Here is a 17,866-nt window from a genome sequence, read left to right on the forward strand (position 1 = left end):
ACCGTGAATGCCAACCCGAGTATTTCACGAGCAAGAACAGGAGAATCGAAGTCTATTCGTCTGAAAGATATCGCGCATATCTTGAGTAAGACAAAGGCATTGTTCGATAAGCATTGCTTTCCATTTTCGATCTGGTCAATAAACGAAACGTTGAATATATAATATAAATAGATAATGAACAAGGTCGAGGTCAATAAGGCGGTATACGACGGTCTAGCGAAAATTCTTGTCCCAGCCGGTTTCAAGGGAAGGGAATCCGACTGCCGGTTTATCCGTCGGACGGCGTCCGGTTTCCAAGACGTGGGCGCTCCGCTTCGGGATTACGATCCTGTGTTCGCATTCTCGGTGAATATCGGACTGCGGGTCGATGCGATCCAGGACGAGGCGAATCCTTTGTATCCGCTCGACTCACAGTACTGGGCCGACTCGTTTACCGTCCTGCTCAAACCTGTCTATTTCCTCGGAAGAGACCTGAAATTCGAGGTGCAGACCCCGGAAGAGATAGACCGTGCGACGAGCGAAATCAAGAGTCTGTTCGAAGACCACGTCTTTTCGTTTTTCGATTCCTGCCAGGATCTCGCAACGGTGGAACGCTTGTTGAATCGGGATCCTGGCAAGCCGTGGATGGCGAATCGGCGAGATCACGCGATCAACGGCGTCATTGCAGCGGCCCTTTGCGCGCGGTCTGATTTCCCCGACATCGTCGCGCGCTATCGCCAGGAGTTCGTCGGATTTATCGAGCCCATAAGGAACCGGGTTGAGGCTGCCGTCGCCCATGCGACTGCGGATATTCTGCCGAACCACATCGGCACATGAATGATATTTTCTCAAAAAAGAGGGTTCTGAACGTGATCGATGCGAGCGACAGCGCACCGGCAGGCCGAGCGGCTGCCAGAACGGCGCCAGCATGAGGACCGTCGCGAGGCGCAGTGCGCACGGCAGCACCCCAGTCACCCAGACTGTGGAAAAATCGGCACGCATGGCGTCAGAAGTAGCCGGGGATGCCCGCGATCAGGTCGGTGGCGAGCAGCAGCAGCCTGCGCAGCATCCAGGAGCCGAACAGGGTCAGCGCGAGGACCGTGGCGATCAGTTTCGGGATGAAGGTCAGCGACATGTCCTGGACCTGCGTGACGACTTGCAGCACGCTCACCGCGAGGCCGACGATCAAGGTGCAGGCAAGTACCGGGGCACAGATGGCAACTGCTCCCCACAGCAATTGCGCCAGCAGATGCAGCGCGACATCCGAACTCATGTTTCTCTCCAGGCCGTCGTGGTACGCGGCGTGCTCTTTCAGGGTTCCGGATCGTGCCCGGGTTTGGTCTAGTTATTATTGCGATGCGCGTTTGCACTGCCGTTCGACGTATCGTGCCGCGTTCGCTGAATCAATTAAATTTCTTAAATATAATAAAGTTTGATACAAAACAAGACATTTGCCCGCATTCTACAGACAGAAATTTGTCAAAAACTCACCAATTGTTTCCACGCACGATTATTTCGGTCTTTACAACAAGCGGATGAAACAAAAGCCGCGTCCTGCAATTTTTGGAAACTCCACATTGATCTAAATCAGAGTAAGAGTAGATAAAAAATAAATGTTGCCGAAGTAGCGATGGGCGGTTTTTTTGCGCCGGAAACTGTGACAGACTTACCAGCCATTTCGTTGGGTAAATAGCTTCTGGTCACATTCCGCAGCAAGACCTCAACCTGAAGGACGCCATCGCGATGCCTGAAACGGACCCGAACAACTTCGACGTGATCGTGATCGGAGGCGGACCGCTCGGCCTGTCGAGCGCCTACCACCTGAGCAAGCGCAAGGTCCGCACGCTCGTGCTGGAACAGTTCACTTACATCAACCAGCTGGGCAGCTCGGCCGGCGTGTCGCGCCAGTTCCGGATTCCCTATCCGGACGCGTACATGGTCAAGCTGGTCAAGCAGTCCATGCCGTACTGGGATGAGCTGCAGGCGCTGACGCCCGTGCCGCTGCGGGACAAGGTCGGCACCTTGTGGTTCGGCGATCCTGCGGTGCAGTCGACCGAAGGCAATATCAAGGCGGCGGAGGCGGCCTTGCGCGAGCAGGACGTGTCCTATGTGTCCCTGACGCAGGCCGAGCTGGAGCAGCAGTACCACTTCCGCAACCTGCCGGAGAACTACGTCGGCCTGTTCCAGGAAGACGGCGCCAGCATCGACCTCAAGGCCACCCAGACAACCCTGTACGACTGGAACCGCGATTCGCCGTATGTCGAATTGCGGCAGGAGGCGCCAGCCACCCGGATCCGCCATGTGCACGGCAAGTATGAAGTCACCACGCCGCAAGGGGTGTTCGTCGCCGAAAAACTGGTGCTGACGCCGGGCCCGTATGCCGACGACGTGTTCGCATTGCTCGACTTCGGCGTGGCCGCGACGTACTGGAGCATGGCCTCCGCGTTCTACCGGATCACCGATCCGGCCATCCGCTACCCGACGTGGTTCGTGTTCCAGAATCCGGTCGGCGACAACGGCAACCAGTTCTACGGCTTCCCCGAGGTCAGCTGGAACTATCCCGGTTATGTCCGCGTCGCGTCCGACTTCGTCATGGCGCCGCTGGCGTCGCCCGACCAGCGCACGCCGGTGCCCAATCCGCGGGAGCTGGACTATACGGCCGACTGGGTCGGGCGCCACATGACGGGGCTGGAACCGACGCCTTGCTACACCTCCACGTGCCTCGTCGCGCTCAGCAAGATCGCCAACAAGGAATTGCTGATCGACTTCGCGCCGCCGTCCGTGCCGAACCACCGGAACGTCGTCATCTGCACCACTGGCTGGGCGGGAAAATTCGTGCCGCTGATCGGCGCCATCCTGGCCGACCTGGCGCTGGACGGCCACACGCGCTTCGACATCTCCCACTTTGCGAACGGCAGCCAATACTTCACCTCACGCAGGAAGAGCGACCAATGACCACGAAGACCTACGCGATTTTCGGTGCCGGCGCCGCCGGCTTGTACACCGCCTGGCGTCTGTTGAGCGGCAAGAGCGCGCCGGGCAGCGGCCCGTCGAAGCTGCTGGAAGAAGGCGACACGCTGCACCTGTACGACTGGGGCAACTATCGCTTCCGGCCCGGCGACGGCGGCACGCGCGCACCCGGCGCGCGCGTCTGCACCTGGCACTACCGCGACGATTCGGAAAACTCGTACGTCGAACTGGGCGGGATGCGGTATTCGTACTGGGACCGCAGCCGCAAGGACTCGGACACCGTGACCCAGCCCGGCCACCGGCTGGTCACGACCGTCGTCGAGCAGCTTGGCCTGGACAAGTATGCGGTGCCCTTCAACGAATCGACCAATCCGCTGTTCTACCTGCGTACCAGGAACATGTACCTGGACGGGATCACGTCGGCCCAGCCGGCGCCGTATGCGGTGAACAAGTACGGGGCCGCCTCGTCGCCGGACAACGGCTTCACGGTGGTCGAGAACATCGCCGTGACCAAGAAGTCCGGTCCGGTCACGCGCCGCCAGTGGGACCAGTTCTACCAGAACGGCCGCATCACCGCCGACATGCCGTCCACGTCCACGTTCGAAAAGGGCGACCTGCTGAAAAACGTCGGCTACTGGAATCTGATGTACGACCAGCTGGGTTCCGAAGGGTTCGACTATACCGCGGACGGCAACGGCTACACGTCGAACGTCATCAACTGGAACGCGGCGGTGGCGGTGGGCGCGAACAACGAGTTCGCGCCGGGCACGCCCTACAAGACGCTGACGACCGGTTATTCCGGCATGTTCCAGGCACTGTTCGACGCCATCCTCGCGCTGGCGGAGGAGAAGGGCGTGCATTTCGATTACGTGGCGAACCACCGCTTGCACTCGATCCTCGAGGTCGACGGTGCGATCCACTACGGCATCGCGACGCGCGAAGCGCCGGACAAGAAGCACAGCAGCCACGTGTGCGACGCGGCCTGGCTCGCCATGCCGCGCCATGCGCTCGAACTGGTCGCGCGGGCCACCCGCTACGAATCGACGGCCGGACTCGACGTGCTGAACGACGAGAAGGTGCAGCTGTATCTGGAGTCGAGCATCCTGCAGCCCTCGTACAAGATCGGCATGTTCTTCGACAGCGAATGGTGGCTGGATGCCGCCACGCCGTACGCGCCGCAACTGGCCGGCTACGAAGTGACGCCGGCCGTGATCGAGGCGCTGCGGACGGCGCATTTCGCGCCCGGCCATCTGGACGCGATCGCCGCGTCGCCCGTGCTGAACGCGCCCTATGCCAGCGTCGATGCGTTCGTCGCCGACGTGGAGCAGTTGCTGGGCGAGCGCCTGACGCTGAAACAGCAAAACGAGCTCGTGGCCGCCGCCGCCCGCCAGACCATCGGGCCGAGCGTCACCGATACGCCGATCCGCCAGGTCGTCTATTTCGGCAACAATGCGACGGACCCCAACGGTGCGCCGGTGTACGGCCTGCTGGCCTCGTACGACGACGAAGCGTTCACCGATTTCTGGAGTGGGCTGGAGCTGAACCCGAACGAGCTGCGGCAAGTGCCGACGACGCGCAATACCCAGCCGCTGACCGGACCGAGTCCGGTGCCCGACCGCATGATGAAGATGCTGCTGCGGCAACTGGCCGAGGTGCACTTCGGCCCCAATGCCGACCTGTCGGCGGTGCCCGTGCCGCTCGAGGCGCGCTATATGGACTGGTCGCTGCCGCCGTTCAATGCCGGCTACCACGCCTGGGCCGCGCATTACGACATCGGCGACGTGCAGCGGAAGATCCGCAAGCCGTCGCAGCTCATCGCCGGCAAGGACGCCAATATCTTCATCGTCGGCGAAGCGTATTCGAACGACCAGGCCTGGGTCGAGGGCGCCTACTGCACGGCCGAGTCGGTGCTCAACGATTTCTTCGGCGCCGTGCCCCTGATCGACAACGAGCATTACCCGTTCATCTGCTCGGCCAGCGGCGAAGGCGCCTGAACGAAACGGCCATGTCTTGCGGGGCGCTGCGCGGCCCTGCTCATTGAACGACCTACTGGAGAAGTCATGCGTTCTGCACAAATGCGACGCTTCCTGCGCCCCGGCGGCGCGGCGCGATCGGACAAGGCCTTGCTGGAGGCGGTCCCGGAAGGGGAAGAGCTGTCGTTGCGCGAACGTGTCAGCTTCCTGCTGCACGTGGACGCGGAAATCGAGCATTGCCTGATGGTGCAATACCTGTTCGCGGCGTATTCGCTCGGCGGGCCGCAGGTGCCGGAACACCACCGCGAGACCGTGCGCGGCTGGCAGGACACCATCCTCGGCATCGCCAAGGAGGAGATGGGCCACCTGGTGACGGTGCAGAACGCGCTGCGCCTGATCGGCGCGCCGCTCAATTTCGGGCGCGAGGATTTTCCGTGGGACGTGCCGTTCTACCCGTTCCCGTTCGCGCTCGAGCCGCTCACGCTGAAGTCGGTGGCCAAGTACGTGTACGCGGAATCGGCGGTGGACTGGAAGGGCGCGCTGGCGGACGAGATCGGGCAGCTGGTCAAGCAGGAGGTGCAAAGCCCGCACCGGGTGTCCGAGCTGTTCGGCGCGCTGATGCCGCTTATCGGGCGCCTGCCGGAAAGCGCGTTCCAGCCCGAGACCCTGCGCAACCAGGCCGACTTCGCCGAATGGGGGCGCGGCTACCAGGCCGGGCAGCGCGGCAATACCACGCCGCACCATGCGCGCAACACGCCTGACGTCCTCGTCGTGCCGCTGGCCTCGCGCGGCGATGCGGTCGCCGCGCTCAAGGCGGTGGCCGAGCAGGGCGAAGCGCCGGGTCCCGACGCGGACGACGAACGGTCCCACTTCAGCCGGTTCCTGAAGATCTACGAAGGCATGAAGGCGGCGGAGCGGGAAGGCTGGTCGCCGGCGCGGCCGGTCGCCACGAATCCGTACGTGTCGCTCGATCCGGACCTGGAACAGCCGGGCGCCGCCGGCGCGGACGCAGGCGCCGCGCTGATCGTGAACCGCGAAGCCGTCCTGTGGGCGCGCCTGCACAATGTACGCTACCGCATGCTGCTCACGTTCCTGCACCACAGCTTCCTGCTCGACGGCGGTGCGGACGCGACCGCCGCATTCACGCCGCGCGGCGCCGTCATCAACGCGACGTTCGGCGAAATGTACAACCTGCGCGCCCTGTCCGGCCTCCTGATGCAACTGCCGCTGGACCCGGCCAATCCGGCCGCCGGCAACGCCGGGCCGCCGTTCCAGATGCCGTACACGCTCGACTTGCCGGAAGGCGAAGGCAATCGCTGGCGCTTGTACCTCGAACTGCTCGACGCCGCCGCGAGCCTGGTTGGCGCCCTGGAGGCGGTCGCCGAGCCGGCGCGCCGCCATTTCTTGGCCGCGCTGTCCGACAGCGACGCGCAGCTGCGCGCGACGGTGCTGCGCATCCTGGCCGGGCGCACCGCCCGGGACCAGGCCAACTGAAGGAAACCCGATGACCATCCGCGAACTCCGCATACTTCCCCCGCTGGCGATCGGACGGCTGGGCGCCTCGCCCCAGCCGCTCGAGGCATTCGACCTCCAGGTGCCGCCCGGCCGGCCGCTGGATTTTCGTACCATCGTGCCGCAGGAATCCTTCGAGATCGACCCCGAAAGCGGCGCGATCGTCCGCGCCTACGTGCCCGAGCGGATCGCCTTCAAGGACGCCGACGGCTGGATCCGCCCGGTGGCGCCGTTCCTCGAAGTGTTTGCCCTGACCGACGCGCATCCCGACGAACTGGTGCCCCTGACGCTGGACCTGCTGGCCGCCGAAGGGATCGAACCGGCGCAGCTGCGCTGGGAGGTCGAGGTCGCCAACATCAAGCTGTTCCGGCGCACCGGCGACCCGGGCGACAAGATCGTCGCGCGCCTCCCGGCGTTGACGGACCATCGGCGCCAGCCCCTGCACGGCGCGTGCGACCACTTCCTGCCGGGACGCAGCCTGCCCCTCGGCACGGTGCAGTTCATCCGTCCGACGCCGGCATTCCCGCAGATCCGGCTGCGCTTCACGCCGGCCGCGGGCAAGGTGTACGGCGCCAGCCGCACGCGCCACGATCCGGCCACCGGCAAACAGGTACCCGATCACATCATCGACGACGAAGCGCTGGTCCTGTACGACAAGGACAAGGGGCGCTGGCATGGCTACGAAGAGGCCCAGGGCGGCCCGACGCTCACCAATCCGGCCCAGATCTTCGCCGGCTACAACACGCCTGACCCGAACGCGCCGGACAAGACCCTGCGGGTGAGCTGGGGCTACCTCGACGACGAGTGCGACGGTGTCGTGCGGGTCGTGATGCGCCGGCCCGACGGCACGGAGCTGGCCGCGCATGCGACCATCGGCGCCGGCCCGCCCGCGTTCGCGCCGGACACGCTGCCGATCCGCGTCGTTTCCGACGAGCTGGAGCAGATCCTCTACGGCCCGCGCGTCCGCGAGGCCGAGGTCTCGCTCGACGAGGCGGAAGCGATCGTGCGCCGCGCGCTGGAGACGATCCGCCTCATGAACACGGCGGTCATGAACGGCAACAGCGTCAACGGCCGCGAGGACGTGGCCAGCACCATGGTGCGCCAGGACACCGGCGACTTTGCGCGCTACTTCGCGCCGATCGCCGCGCCGGCGCTGGTCGACAACCTGGCCCTGCGCGCCCTGCACGAGCGCGTCTTCAGCACCCTGGCGGCCGGCGGCGCCCCATGGTTCGCCGAAGCGTTGCGGCGACCCGAGGAGATCGGCGACCTGAGCGACGGAACGCGCCGCAAGATGCCGGCGCTGATGCGCGGTGCCGACGGGCGCGGCCTGACGCTGACCCGGCGCCAGATCGACATCGTGGTCAAGGCCGCGGCACGCGCCATGTTCGGCGCGCCCGCCGTCTCGGGACGGCATAGTGAACAGCACGCGAAGGACAGCAGCGATGAGTGACAAGATCAAACCGGCGAACATGGCGGCCCAGCTGCATTACCGCGGGGCCGGCAATCCGTATTCGGTGCTGCCGCGCACCGCGATCTCGAATTGCTTTCCGGGCCTGGAATTCGATTTCCGCAATGTCTGGCGGCGCGCGATCGAGGGCATCGTCCTGGTCGAAAACAACAACTACGTCGTGGCCGCGGAGGCCCCGGAGTACGCGCACCTGGTGGGCCACCGGCTGCTGTCCATCGACGGCCTGCCGACGATGGTCGTGACCAGGGGCCCGGTCAGTCCCGGCGGCGATTCCCAGCGGCTGGGCACGACGGCCAACCCGAACGCCGTCTCGTTCATGGAGTGGTCGAACTCGATCGCGCGCCTCGTCGACAAGCAGGGGCAGCAGGTCGAATGCAGCTTCACGGCGGCGCCGTCGGCCACCGAAGTGATCGCGTCGGAGCAGAAGGAACAGCTGGTCCTCACGATGACCCTGCGCAGATTCTTCGACGGCGACAGCGCGGCATTCGCGGCCGGCCTCGTGCAGCCCGGCGAGCTGACGCAGGGCCTGTGCGCGCCGTGGCAGAACGACTACCGCGAATGCGCCTGCTACTACTGGGCCGCCAGCCGTCCCGACTACGTGAACGTCGAGCCGACCGCCGACGGCCAGAGCCGGGGCGACATGTGGTTGTCGAAGGAGCGCACCGGTTCCTATGTGCCGGACAACCGGACCGACCCCCGGCTGCTGTCCTACGACGACCTGTTCGCGGACTGGCAGCGGCAGCTCCACTTCATCATCGGCGGCAAGGACGCCGACGCGTCGTGACCGCACCCGCCCGCATCCTGGCCAGGCGCAGCATGCGCGACTCGCGGCCGCGCAGCCGCCAGTTGCACCTGCTCGAGCACGCAGGCGGCGCCCAGCTGCTGGTCGCGAACGGCAGCCGCCTGTACCGCCTGGCGCCCGCGCAGGGCGATGCGTTCCGCGCCGCCCTCGACGGCATGGACGAGGCGGGCATCGCCGCCCTGATCGCGTCCAGCGGCCTGGACGCGCCGCTCGCCATCGACGACACGCCGCTGGCGCCGATGGCGCCGCACGCGCTGTCGCTGGCCATCGCCCAGAAGTGCAATCTCGGGTGCACCTATTGCTATGCCCAGCAGGGCAGCTTCGGCGGCACGGCCACGGCGATGAGCGAGGAAGTCGCGCGCCAGGCCGTCGACCGGCTGCTGGAGTCGGCGCTGCCGGGCAGCCGGGTCAATCTCGCGTTCATGGGCGGCGAGCCGCTGACCAACCGCGCCGTCCTGCGCGCCGCCACCGCGTATGCGGCGGGCGAGGCCGCGGCGCGCCAGGTGGACATCGGCTTTTCGATCACCACCAACGGGACGCTGCTGCGGCCGGACGACGCCGACTTTTTCGAGCAGCGCGGATTCGCCGTGACGGTGAGCCTGGACGGGCTGCCCGAGCAGCACGACCGCCTGCGCCCGTTCAAGAGCGGCAAGGGCTCGTTCGACCGCATCATGGAACGGGTGGCGCCGCTGCTCGCCATCCAGCGGCGGGCCCAGGTCTCGGCCCGCGTGACGGTCACGCCGTTCAACCTGCGGCTCGTGGACAGCCTCGATTACTTCGTGGCCGCGGGGTTTCACAGCGTCGGCTTTTCGCCGCTGCTGCGCGCGCCGAACGGCGAGGACGAGCTGGGCCCGGAGCGCATGGAGGACATGCTCGAAGGGATGATCGCGTGCGGCCTCGCGTTCGAGGAGCGGGTGCTGCGCGGCGAGCGCTACCCGTTCCTCAACATGGTCAACGCGCTGCGCGAGCTGCAGCGCGGGACGCATCGGCCCTATCCGTGCGGTGCCGGTGCCGGCTATTTCGGCGTGTCGGCCAGCGGCGACGTGTCGGCCTGCCATCGCTTCGTCGGCGATGCGGAAGGGCAGTTCGGCACGCTGGCCGACGGCATCGACCGGGGCAGGCAGGCCATCTGGCTCGCGCAGCGGCACGTGCACGCGCAGCAGCCCTGCAGCAACTGCTGGGCGCGCTACCTGTGCGGCGGCGGTTGCCACCACGAAGTGCTGGCGCGCGGGCGCACGGCCTGCGACTACATCCGCGGCTGGCTGCACTACACGATGCAGGCACACGACAGGCTGAGCCGGCTGGCGCCGGACTGGGCGGCCGGAGCCCATGGCGACTAGCCGGCGCGACACCGACGTCGTGGTCCTCGGCGCCGGGCCCGCGGGCAGTTGCTGCGCGCTGCGGCTGCTCCAGCTGGGTCATCGCGTCACCCTCGTCGAGCGTGCGCGCTTTCCCCGCGCGCAGATCGGCGAATCGCTCACGCCCGGCATCGCCGGCATCCTCGACCTGCTGGGCGTCCGCGCGCAGGCCGATGCCTTGCCCCGCATGGCGGGTCCCGCCTGGCTCGTATGGGAGCACGCCGACCCGGCGCCGCGCGCGGCGGCGGGCGCCAACGCCATGGTGGACCGGGCGAGCTTCGACGAGGTCTTGTTCCGGGCCGTCGCGGCGCGCGGCGGCCGGTGCCTGCAGGCGGCGGCCATGGCCGGGCTGTCCGGCGCGCCCGGCGCCTGGCAGGTGCGGCTCGCAACCGCGCACGGCATCGAGACCGTCGGCGCGCGCTTCGTGGTCGACGCCACCGGGCGGCGCAACAGCGGCGGCGCGATGCGCACGCCGACGGCCGCGCCGCTGCTGGCCCTGTGGACGGATCTCGACCGGGGCCCGTGCGCGCACCTGGTGGAGGCATGTCCCGACGGCTGGCTGTGGGGCGCGGCCCGGCCCGACGGGCGGTTCCGGATCATGGCGTTCGCCGACCCGGCCAGCGTGCGCGGACGAGATGCCGAGCGCTGGCTCGCCGCGCAGCTCGCGCGCAGCCGCCTGTTTGCGGTCGCCGCCGGCGCGTTGCGGCCCGGTGCCGTGCATGCGTGCGCGGCGACGCCGGCATTCAGCGAAGCGGCCTGGCAGCCGGGTGTCGTCAGGACGGGCGACGCGGCGTTCTGTATCGATCCGCTGTCGTCCAGCGGCGTCGAGAAGGCGCTGCGCTTTTCCCTGCAGGCGGCAGTCGCGGTGCATACCGTCCTCGCCGACGCCGGCGACGAGAACCTGGCGCGCACGTTCTACGAGCACCGGCTGGCCGAGTCGGTCGCCACGCATCGCGCCTGGGCCCAGCGCTACTACAGGATGGCGTGGCCGGACGACGCCAGCCCGTTCTGGCGCGCACGGCGCGAGGATTTCGTGATGACGCCGAAGGGCGGCTCCGCATTGGCGCGGCTGGTCGCGCGTACGCCCGTCCCGGCGCCCGGGCCGGCCGCCGCACCCGGGATGCTGTTGCGGGGCGAGGTGCGCCGCTGCGACGCGCTCGATATCATCGACGAGCCGTGCGTCGTGGACGACCGTGTCCAGCTGCGGCGCGCCGTCGCGCACCCGAACCTGCCGCGCCCGGTGGCATTCGTCGAGGGGGCCGAGATCGTGCCGTTGCTGGACGTGCTGGCCGCGGTGCCGCGGCTGGAAACGGCGGTCGAGCTGTGGTCGTACCGGATGCCGCCGGCGCGCGCGGCGCGCATCGCCGCCTGGCTGTGCGAACAGCGGCTGGTGCGCGCGGCCGGATGATCGGGTAGCCGGCCCCGAAAGAATGGCGGCCATCGTTTTCCACGCGGACGACATAAACGTGTTGCGAGGCACGAACGGAACATCTATACTCTCGAAAGTTTCTTATATATTAAAAACCAAGGAGATTCGATGATCCGCCGTGCGCTTACCTCCACCTTCGCCCTGTGCAGTTTGCTCGGCAGTCCATTGGTGTCCGCTTCCGAGAATGCCGGCCCGCCCGTCAAGCTGACCCATGTCGCGGGACCATTTACCGCCGACCCAGCTTCCTTGAACAAGTATGAAACGCCCGCGTGGTTCCGTGACGCCAAGTTCGGCATCTGGGCCCATTGGGGACCGCAGGCGGTGCCGCGTGCCGGCGACTGGTACGCGCGCAATATGTACGTCTACGGCACGGCGCAGTACGAGCATCACCTCAAGACGTATGGCCACCCGTCCAAGTTCGGCTACAAGGACATCATTCCGTTGTGGAAGGCCGAGAAGTTCGATCCGGACGCCCTGATGGCCCTGTACGCCAAGGCTGGCGCGAAATATTTCGTCAGCATGGGCGTCCACCATGACAATTTCGACCTGTGGGATTCGAAGTACCACCGCTGGAATGCCGTCAAGATGGGGCCGCATCGGGATATCGTCGGCGCCTGGCAGAAGGCGGCCGTCAAGGCCGGGCTGCGCTTCGGCGTGTCCGAGCACCTGGGGGCAAGCTATGGCTGGTTCGGCACCAGCCATGGGCACGACGAGGTCTTTCCGGAGCTGGGCGTACCCTATGACGGCGCCGATCCGAAGTACGCGGACCTGTACCACACGCCGCACGACGAACTCTTTGGCGGCGGGTCGAAGTGGTACACGAAGAACACGGCCTTTCACCAGGAATGGTACAACCGCGTGACCGACCTGGTAACGCATTACAAGCCCGACCTGCTGTATACCGACGGCGGCATCCCGTTCGGCGAGACCGGCAGGACCCTGGTCGCCAATTTCTATAACGACAACATCAAGACACACGGCAAGCTGGAGGCCGTGTACAACCACAAGGACATCGGCTCCGGCGAATTTCTCCGCAAGGCCGGCGTGCAGGACGTCGAACGCGGTGTCATGAACAGTATCCAGCCGCTGCCGTGGCAGACCGACACCTCGATGGGCGACTGGTTCTACAGCGAGGGCTACAAGTACAAGACGACGCAGGACGTCGTGACCATGCTGGCGGATATCGTCAGCAAGAACGGCAACCTGCTCCTCAACGTGGTGCAGTATCCGGATGGCAGCCTGCCGCCCGAGTCGCGCCAATTCCTCGACGAGATGGCTGCCTGGATCAAGGTCAACGGCGAAGCGATCTATGGTACCCGGCCGTGGAAGACGTTCGGCGAAGGCCCGACGAAGACGGAGGGCGGCGCGTTCAAGGAAAACGCCGGCTATACGGCCCGCGATATCCGCTTCACCACCAGGGACGGCGCGCTGTACGCCATCACGCTGGGCGAGCCGAAGGGGCAGGTGCGCATCGCCTCGCTCGGCGCGCGTGCGGGACTGGAAACGCGGCCGGTCAAATCGGTGTCGCTGGTGGGTGCGAGCGAGCCGCTGCGCTGGAAGCAGCAGGACGACGCGCTCGTGATCGAACTGCCGGCCGCCATGCCGACGGCAATCGCGTCCAGTTTCAGGATCGGGTTCTGATCGGACAAATTTATTAGCCGGATTCGCGAAAAACGTGCATTTCCGAGCCCTGTCGCATTGAATATATAGAATACAATCGACGGTTGCATCGGAAACACGGAACAAGCGGAGACGGTTACATGAACACACGAATGATGACATTGGCGGTGCTGGCCGCCTTGAGCGGCGCTGCATGCGCCGCACCTGCGGGTCCTGTCACGGTGACGTCGCCGGACGGCCGGGCCGCTATCCGGATTGCGCCCGCCAGCACGTCGTTTGCGTGGACCTCGAGCGCGCCGCTCATATCGCCGCAACCGGATCCGACGCAGACGATCTATGCCGTGAAAGATCCATCGATCGTCTACGCGAACGGCCGATATCACGTATTCATGACCACTGCCGGGTCGGCCGGCTGGGGGCTCGGGTACACGAGCTTTGCCAAGTGGTCGGATGCATCGTCGGCGAAAATCGTCCCGCTCGACAAATCCGCGATGGGACCGGGGTATCGCGCCGCGCCTCAAGTGTTCTATTTTGCGCCGCAGAAAAAATGGTATCTCGTCTACCAGGGCGGCGATCCCCTTTATTCGACGTCGGACGATATCGGCGATCCGATGTCCTGGAGCGCGCCGAGACCGTTCTTTCCCGTCGTGCCCGAGGTCGTCAAGCAACCGCAAGGCAATGCCTGGCTGGATTTCTGGGTGATCTGCGACGACGCAAAATGCTATCTGTTCAATACCGATGATGGTGGGCGTCTGCTGCGGTCGGAAACCGATATCGGCCGGTTCCCGAATGGCTTCCATAATACTGTCGTCGTCATGGCCGAAAAAGCGGGGGACCTGTTCGAGGCCAGCAATACCTACAAGATTGCCGGCACGCACACGTACATCACCCTTGTCGAGGCAGTTTCACCGAAAGGGCGCTATTTCCGCATCTGGAAGAGCGATCGCCTGGACGGGAAATGGGAGCCGTTCTCGTCCGCGCCGATGAACGCGTTCGCCAGCCGCGATAACGTCGCGCAGGCCTGGTCGGAAGGTGTCTCGCACGGTGAAATGATCCGGACGAACACGGATCAGACGATGACAATCGATCCTTGCCGGCCGCTCGCATATCTCTTCCAGGGCAATGACCCGGCAGTGCATACGGACGACTACATCAAGATCCCGTATCGCCTGGGCGTCATCACGGCGCAAGGGGGGAATCCGGTGAGCGCACTCTGCCGCTAACCCGGCGCATCGATGTGAATCGCCGTGATAGTCGGGTAGGCCGACAAGCGGGGGAGGGCCGAGACGGACCAGGCCGATCGAAGCCCTCGATCTCGGCGGGCGGGCAGGGGAATTGCTGCACCTGGAGACGGTGTGACTGAAAAAGTGGTGCCCGGAGCCGGGATCGAACCGGCACGCCATCGCTGGCACGGGATTTTAAGTCCCGGGTGTCTACCAGTTTCACCATCCGGGCAGCGCGCAGGATTCTAGCACAGTCGGACCCGGTCAGGGTCGAAAATGCAATGTTGACGGCTCGGGCGCGGGCCTGCGGCTGTGGCGTTCCCTTCAACCGGGGGCCCGCATGGTGTAGCATGCGGGGCGATACGCCGCGGCCGTCGCCGCCGCGGCAGGACCACGCAAGGAAAACCATTGAATATCACGATCAACGAAGAACTCCGCTCTTTCATCGATCCCCTCACGCCCGTCGAATACGCGGCGCTCGAACGCAGCCTGCTGGCCGACGGTTGCCGCGATGCGCTCGTGCTGTGGCGCGACGTGCTGATCGACGGGCATAACCGCTACGACATCTGCCGCAAGCACGACATCCCGTTCCGCACCGTCGCCAACGACAAGTTCGACTCGCTCGAAGACGTCATGCTGTGGGTGATCGACAATAATCTCGCGCGCCGCAGCGTGTCCGATTTCCAGCGCGGCATGCTCGCGCTGCGCAAGAAGGAAATCGTCGCCGCGCGCGCCGCCCAGCGCGCCGCGCAGCAGCCGGCGGACGCCGCGCCGGAAGCGGCGCCGCAGGAAGCGGCCGACGATCCGTCCGACCCGCCCTGGAGCACGCGCGAGGACGTGGCCAAGGCCGCGCGCGTGTCCGCGAACACGCTGAGCCAAATCGAGCGCATCCGCAAGACGGCGGCGCCGGAACTGGTCGACGCCGTGCGCAGCGGGACGATTTCGGTCAGCGCGGCCGCCAGCGTCGCGTCGCTGCCGCCGGATGCGCAGGTCGCCGCCGTCGCCGGCGGCCGCAAGGAATTGCAGCAGGCCGCGCGCCAGGTGCGCGAGCAGAAGGCGGGCGCGAAGCCGAAGAAGGACACCGTGCCGGATTCGCCGGAAGACCAGGTCAAGGCTTTGCGCAGCCAGGTCGGTGAACTCAAGGACCGCGTCGCCACCTTGATGACGGAAAACGAAGTGCTGCGGCAAAAGCTGGCTGCGCTCGGCGCCGCCTGACCCGCGAGGAGCGGCCATGACGATGTCCCGCCCGACCCCGGTCGCCGTCGCCTGCGCCGCGTTGTTCGCGCTGGCGCAGCCCGCGTTTGCCGCCGCCCCGGCGCCTGTCGCCGCGACGGTCCGTGCGGCCTTCGCGCCGGCCGAGCTGGCGCGCATGCGGGCGGCGGCGCGGCGCGTGACGATTATGCGCGACAAGTGGGGCATCCCGCACGTGTTCGGCAAGACGGACGCCGATGCCGTGTTCGGCATGCTGTTCGCCCAGGCCGAGGACGACTTCAACCGCGTCGAGCTCAATTACATCAATGCGCTGGGGCGGCTGGCCGAAGTGGAGGGCGAGAAGGAGATCTGGCGCGACCTGCGCATGAAGCTGTACATCGACCCCGCCGACATGAAGGCGAAGTATGCGGCGAGTCCGGCCTGGCTCAGGAAGCTGATGGATGCGTATGCGGATGGCCTGAACTGGTATCTCGTCACGCATCCGCAAGTGAAACCGAAGCTGCTCGTGCGCTTCGAGCCGTGGATGGCGCTGGCGTTCAGCGAGGGCAGCATCGGCGGCGACATCGAGACCATCGACCTGAAAGGGCTGGAGGCGTTCTACGGCAGGCAGATGGCGGCGCCGGTCGCGCTGGCCGACCTGGTTGACCTGGGCGGGGCGGGCAAGGGGTTCGACCCCGAGCCGCAGGGATCGAACGGCTTCGCCATCGCGCCGCGGCGCACGGCTGGCGGCCACGCGCTGCTGCTGATCAATCCGCACACGTCGTTCTACTTCCGCCCCGAGATCCACATGGTCAGCGAGGAGGGCCTGAACGCGTACGGCGCCGTCACCTGGGGCCAGTTCTTCATCTACCAGGGCTTCAACGACCGGATCGGCTGGATGCACACGTCGGGCGGCGGCGACGTCATCGACGAGTACCTGGAAACGGTGACACGGCGCGACGGCACCTATGTCTACAAGTACGGCGCCGCCGAACGCACGGTACGCGAGAAGACCGTCACGCTGCCGTACCGCACGGCGCACGGCTTGGCGACCCGCACGGTCACGGCGTACTTCACGCACCACGGGCCCGTGATCCGCGCGCAGGACGGCAAGTGGGTGGCCGTGCGCATGATGGCAGATCCGGTGCACGCGCTGATGCAGTCGTACGGGCGCACGAAGGCACGCGACTACGCGGCGTTCTACAAGGTCATGGCGTTGCGCACGAATTCGTCGAACAACACGGTGTATGCGGACGCCGACGGGAATATCGCCTACTTCCACGGCAATTTCATCCCGCGCCGCGATCCGCGCTTCGACTGGACGAAACCGGTCGACGGCAGCGATCCGGCGACCGAGTGGCACGGTCTGCACGACGTCAAGGAGACGATCACCGTGTTCAACCCCGAAAGCGGGTATGTCTCGAACACGAACAACTGGCCCTGCACGGGATTCGGCGCGAGCAGCCCGGATTGCTCGGCGTATCCGCGCTATATGTGGTCGCTGCCGCAGAATCCGCGCGGCATCCACGCCGAACGCGTGCTGCACGATGCGCACGAGCTGACGCTCGACGGCCTCATCGCCAAGGCCTACGACAGCTATCTGACGGCGTTCGAGCCGCTCGTCCCGAGCGTGGTGAGGGATTGGGACGCGCTGCCGGACGGCGCTCCGCTGAAGGCGCGGCTGGCCGGCCAGGTGGCGTTGCTGCGCGGGTGGGACCTGCGCTTTTCGACGGCGTCCGTGGCGACGTCGCTGGCCGTGTACTGGGGCCAGGACATGGTCAGGGAAGCGTCGGTCCGCGCGAAGGCGCATGGGATGCCGGTGATCGACTTCGTGCAGACGGCCTTGCACCCGCAGGAGCGCCTCGACGCGCTGGCGCGCGCGAGCGACAAATTGCAGGCCGACTTCGGCAGCTGGAAGACGCCGTGGGGCGAGATCAACCGTTTCCAGAGGCTGTCCGGCGCCGTCGACCAGCAGTACGACGACGCCAGACCGAGCCTGCCGGTCGGCTTCACGTCGGCGAACTGGGGTTCGCTGGCCTCGTTCGGCATGACGGCGCGGCAGACGACGAAGCGCATCTATGGCGACCGCGGCAACAGCTTCGTCGCGGCCGTCGAATTCGGCCCGCACGTGCGCGCGAAGAGCATCCTGGCCGGTGGCGAGAGCGGCGATCCGGCGTCGCCCCATTTCACGGACCAGGCCGCGATGTACAGCCGCGGCGAATTCAAGGACGTCCTCTACACCAGGGCAGACATCGAAAAACATCTCGAGCGCAAATATCACCCTGGCGAATGAGCAGCCTGGGGCGCGCACTTTATACGCACCGCAAACCCGGGTGTAAAT

13 protein-coding genes and 1 tRNA gene are annotated in these 17,866 nt (G+C 66.0%); 12 read left to right on the forward strand and 2 right to left on the reverse strand.

The annotated features are described in order from the left end of the window. Nucleotides 1-174: 174 nt before the first annotated feature. Nucleotides 175-816 carry a hypothetical protein gene (locus tag ACEN9Q_RS09050; RefSeq protein WP_495628131.1) on the forward strand — a complete coding sequence of 214 codons (642 nt, stop codon included), beginning with the start codon at nucleotides 175-177 and terminating at the stop codon, nucleotides 814-816. 169 nt (nucleotides 817-985) lie between these two features. Here the strand turns inward: ACEN9Q_RS09050 and ACEN9Q_RS09055 are convergent, their stop codons facing one another. Next, a complete protein-coding gene (locus ACEN9Q_RS09055) occupies nucleotides 986-1,252 on the reverse strand; it encodes a flagellar biosynthetic protein FliQ (protein ID WP_495628132.1) in 267 nt (88 codons plus the stop codon). Between the two features lie 470 nt (nucleotides 1,253-1,722). Between ACEN9Q_RS09055 and ACEN9Q_RS09060 the strand changes: the two genes are divergently transcribed. The 9 genes from ACEN9Q_RS09060 (at nucleotide 1,723) to ACEN9Q_RS09100 (ending at nucleotide 14,334) form a co-directional block, all read left to right on the forward strand. Continuing rightward, the gene (locus tag ACEN9Q_RS09060) at nucleotides 1,723-2,934 is read left to right on the forward strand and encodes an FAD-dependent oxidoreductase (RefSeq protein WP_495628133.1); all 1,212 of its coding nucleotides are present in this window, start codon (nucleotides 1,723-1,725) and stop codon (nucleotides 2,932-2,934) included. Further along, the gene (locus ACEN9Q_RS09065; RefSeq protein WP_495628134.1) at nucleotides 2,931-4,943 is read left to right on the forward strand and encodes a flavin monoamine oxidase family protein; all 2,013 of its coding nucleotides are present in this window, start codon (nucleotides 2,931-2,933) and stop codon (nucleotides 4,941-4,943) included. Before ACEN9Q_RS09060 ends, ACEN9Q_RS09065 begins: the two co-directional genes overlap by 4 nt. Before the next feature lie 66 nt (nucleotides 4,944-5,009). Continuing rightward, complete coding sequence (locus ACEN9Q_RS09070; protein ID WP_495628135.1) at nucleotides 5,010-6,416, forward strand: ferritin-like domain-containing protein; 1,407 nt, start codon at nucleotides 5,010-5,012, stop codon at nucleotides 6,414-6,416. A 10-nt stretch (nucleotides 6,417-6,426) separates the two neighbouring features. Further along, nucleotides 6,427-7,884 (forward strand): hypothetical protein, encoded by a 1,458-nt coding sequence (locus ACEN9Q_RS09075; RefSeq protein WP_056445734.1) that lies wholly within the window; start codon nucleotides 6,427-6,429, stop codon nucleotides 7,882-7,884. Further along, nucleotides 7,877-8,686: a hypothetical protein gene (locus ACEN9Q_RS09080; RefSeq protein ID WP_056445736.1), complete on the forward strand. Its 810-nt coding sequence runs from the start codon at nucleotides 7,877-7,879 to the stop codon at nucleotides 8,684-8,686. Before ACEN9Q_RS09075 ends, ACEN9Q_RS09080 begins: the two co-directional genes overlap by 8 nt. After that, nucleotides 8,683-10,044: a radical SAM protein gene (locus ACEN9Q_RS09085; RefSeq protein ID WP_495628136.1), complete on the forward strand. Its 1,362-nt coding sequence runs from the start codon at nucleotides 8,683-8,685 to the stop codon at nucleotides 10,042-10,044. Before ACEN9Q_RS09080 ends, ACEN9Q_RS09085 begins: the two co-directional genes overlap by 4 nt. Then, nucleotides 10,034-11,470: a flavin-dependent monooxygenase QhpG gene (qhpG, locus tag ACEN9Q_RS09090; RefSeq protein WP_495628137.1), complete on the forward strand. Its 1,437-nt coding sequence runs from the start codon at nucleotides 10,034-10,036 to the stop codon at nucleotides 11,468-11,470. The genes ACEN9Q_RS09085 and qhpG overlap by 11 nt, the downstream gene beginning before the upstream one ends. A 129-nt stretch (nucleotides 11,471-11,599) precedes the next feature. Continuing rightward, a complete protein-coding gene (locus ACEN9Q_RS09095; protein ID WP_495628138.1) occupies nucleotides 11,600-13,132 on the forward strand; it encodes an alpha-L-fucosidase in 1,533 nt (510 codons plus the stop codon). Between the two features lie 119 nt (nucleotides 13,133-13,251). Then, the gene (locus ACEN9Q_RS09100) at nucleotides 13,252-14,334 is read left to right on the forward strand and encodes a glycoside hydrolase family 62 protein (RefSeq protein ID WP_495628139.1); all 1,083 of its coding nucleotides are present in this window, start codon (nucleotides 13,252-13,254) and stop codon (nucleotides 14,332-14,334) included. Nucleotides 14,335-14,479: 145 nt separating this feature from the next. Here the strand turns inward: ACEN9Q_RS09100 and ACEN9Q_RS09105 are convergent. Beyond that, nucleotides 14,480-14,566 (reverse strand) — tRNA-Leu (locus tag ACEN9Q_RS09105). Between the two features lie 176 nt (nucleotides 14,567-14,742). On the opposite strand from ACEN9Q_RS09105, the gene ACEN9Q_RS09110 reads away from it, so the two are divergent. Together ACEN9Q_RS09110 and ACEN9Q_RS09115 are read left to right on the forward strand one after the other, a co-directional pair. Beyond that, the gene (locus tag ACEN9Q_RS09110) at nucleotides 14,743-15,549 is read left to right on the forward strand and encodes a hypothetical protein (RefSeq protein WP_495628140.1); all 807 of its coding nucleotides are present in this window, start codon (nucleotides 14,743-14,745) and stop codon (nucleotides 15,547-15,549) included. 16 nt (nucleotides 15,550-15,565) lie between these two features. Then, nucleotides 15,566-17,818: a penicillin acylase family protein gene (locus ACEN9Q_RS09115; protein ID WP_495628141.1), complete on the forward strand. Its 2,253-nt coding sequence runs from the start codon at nucleotides 15,566-15,568 to the stop codon at nucleotides 17,816-17,818. Nucleotides 17,819-17,866 lie beyond the last annotated feature (48 nt).

Source organism: Massilia sp. Masssp93 (assembly GCF_059491295.1).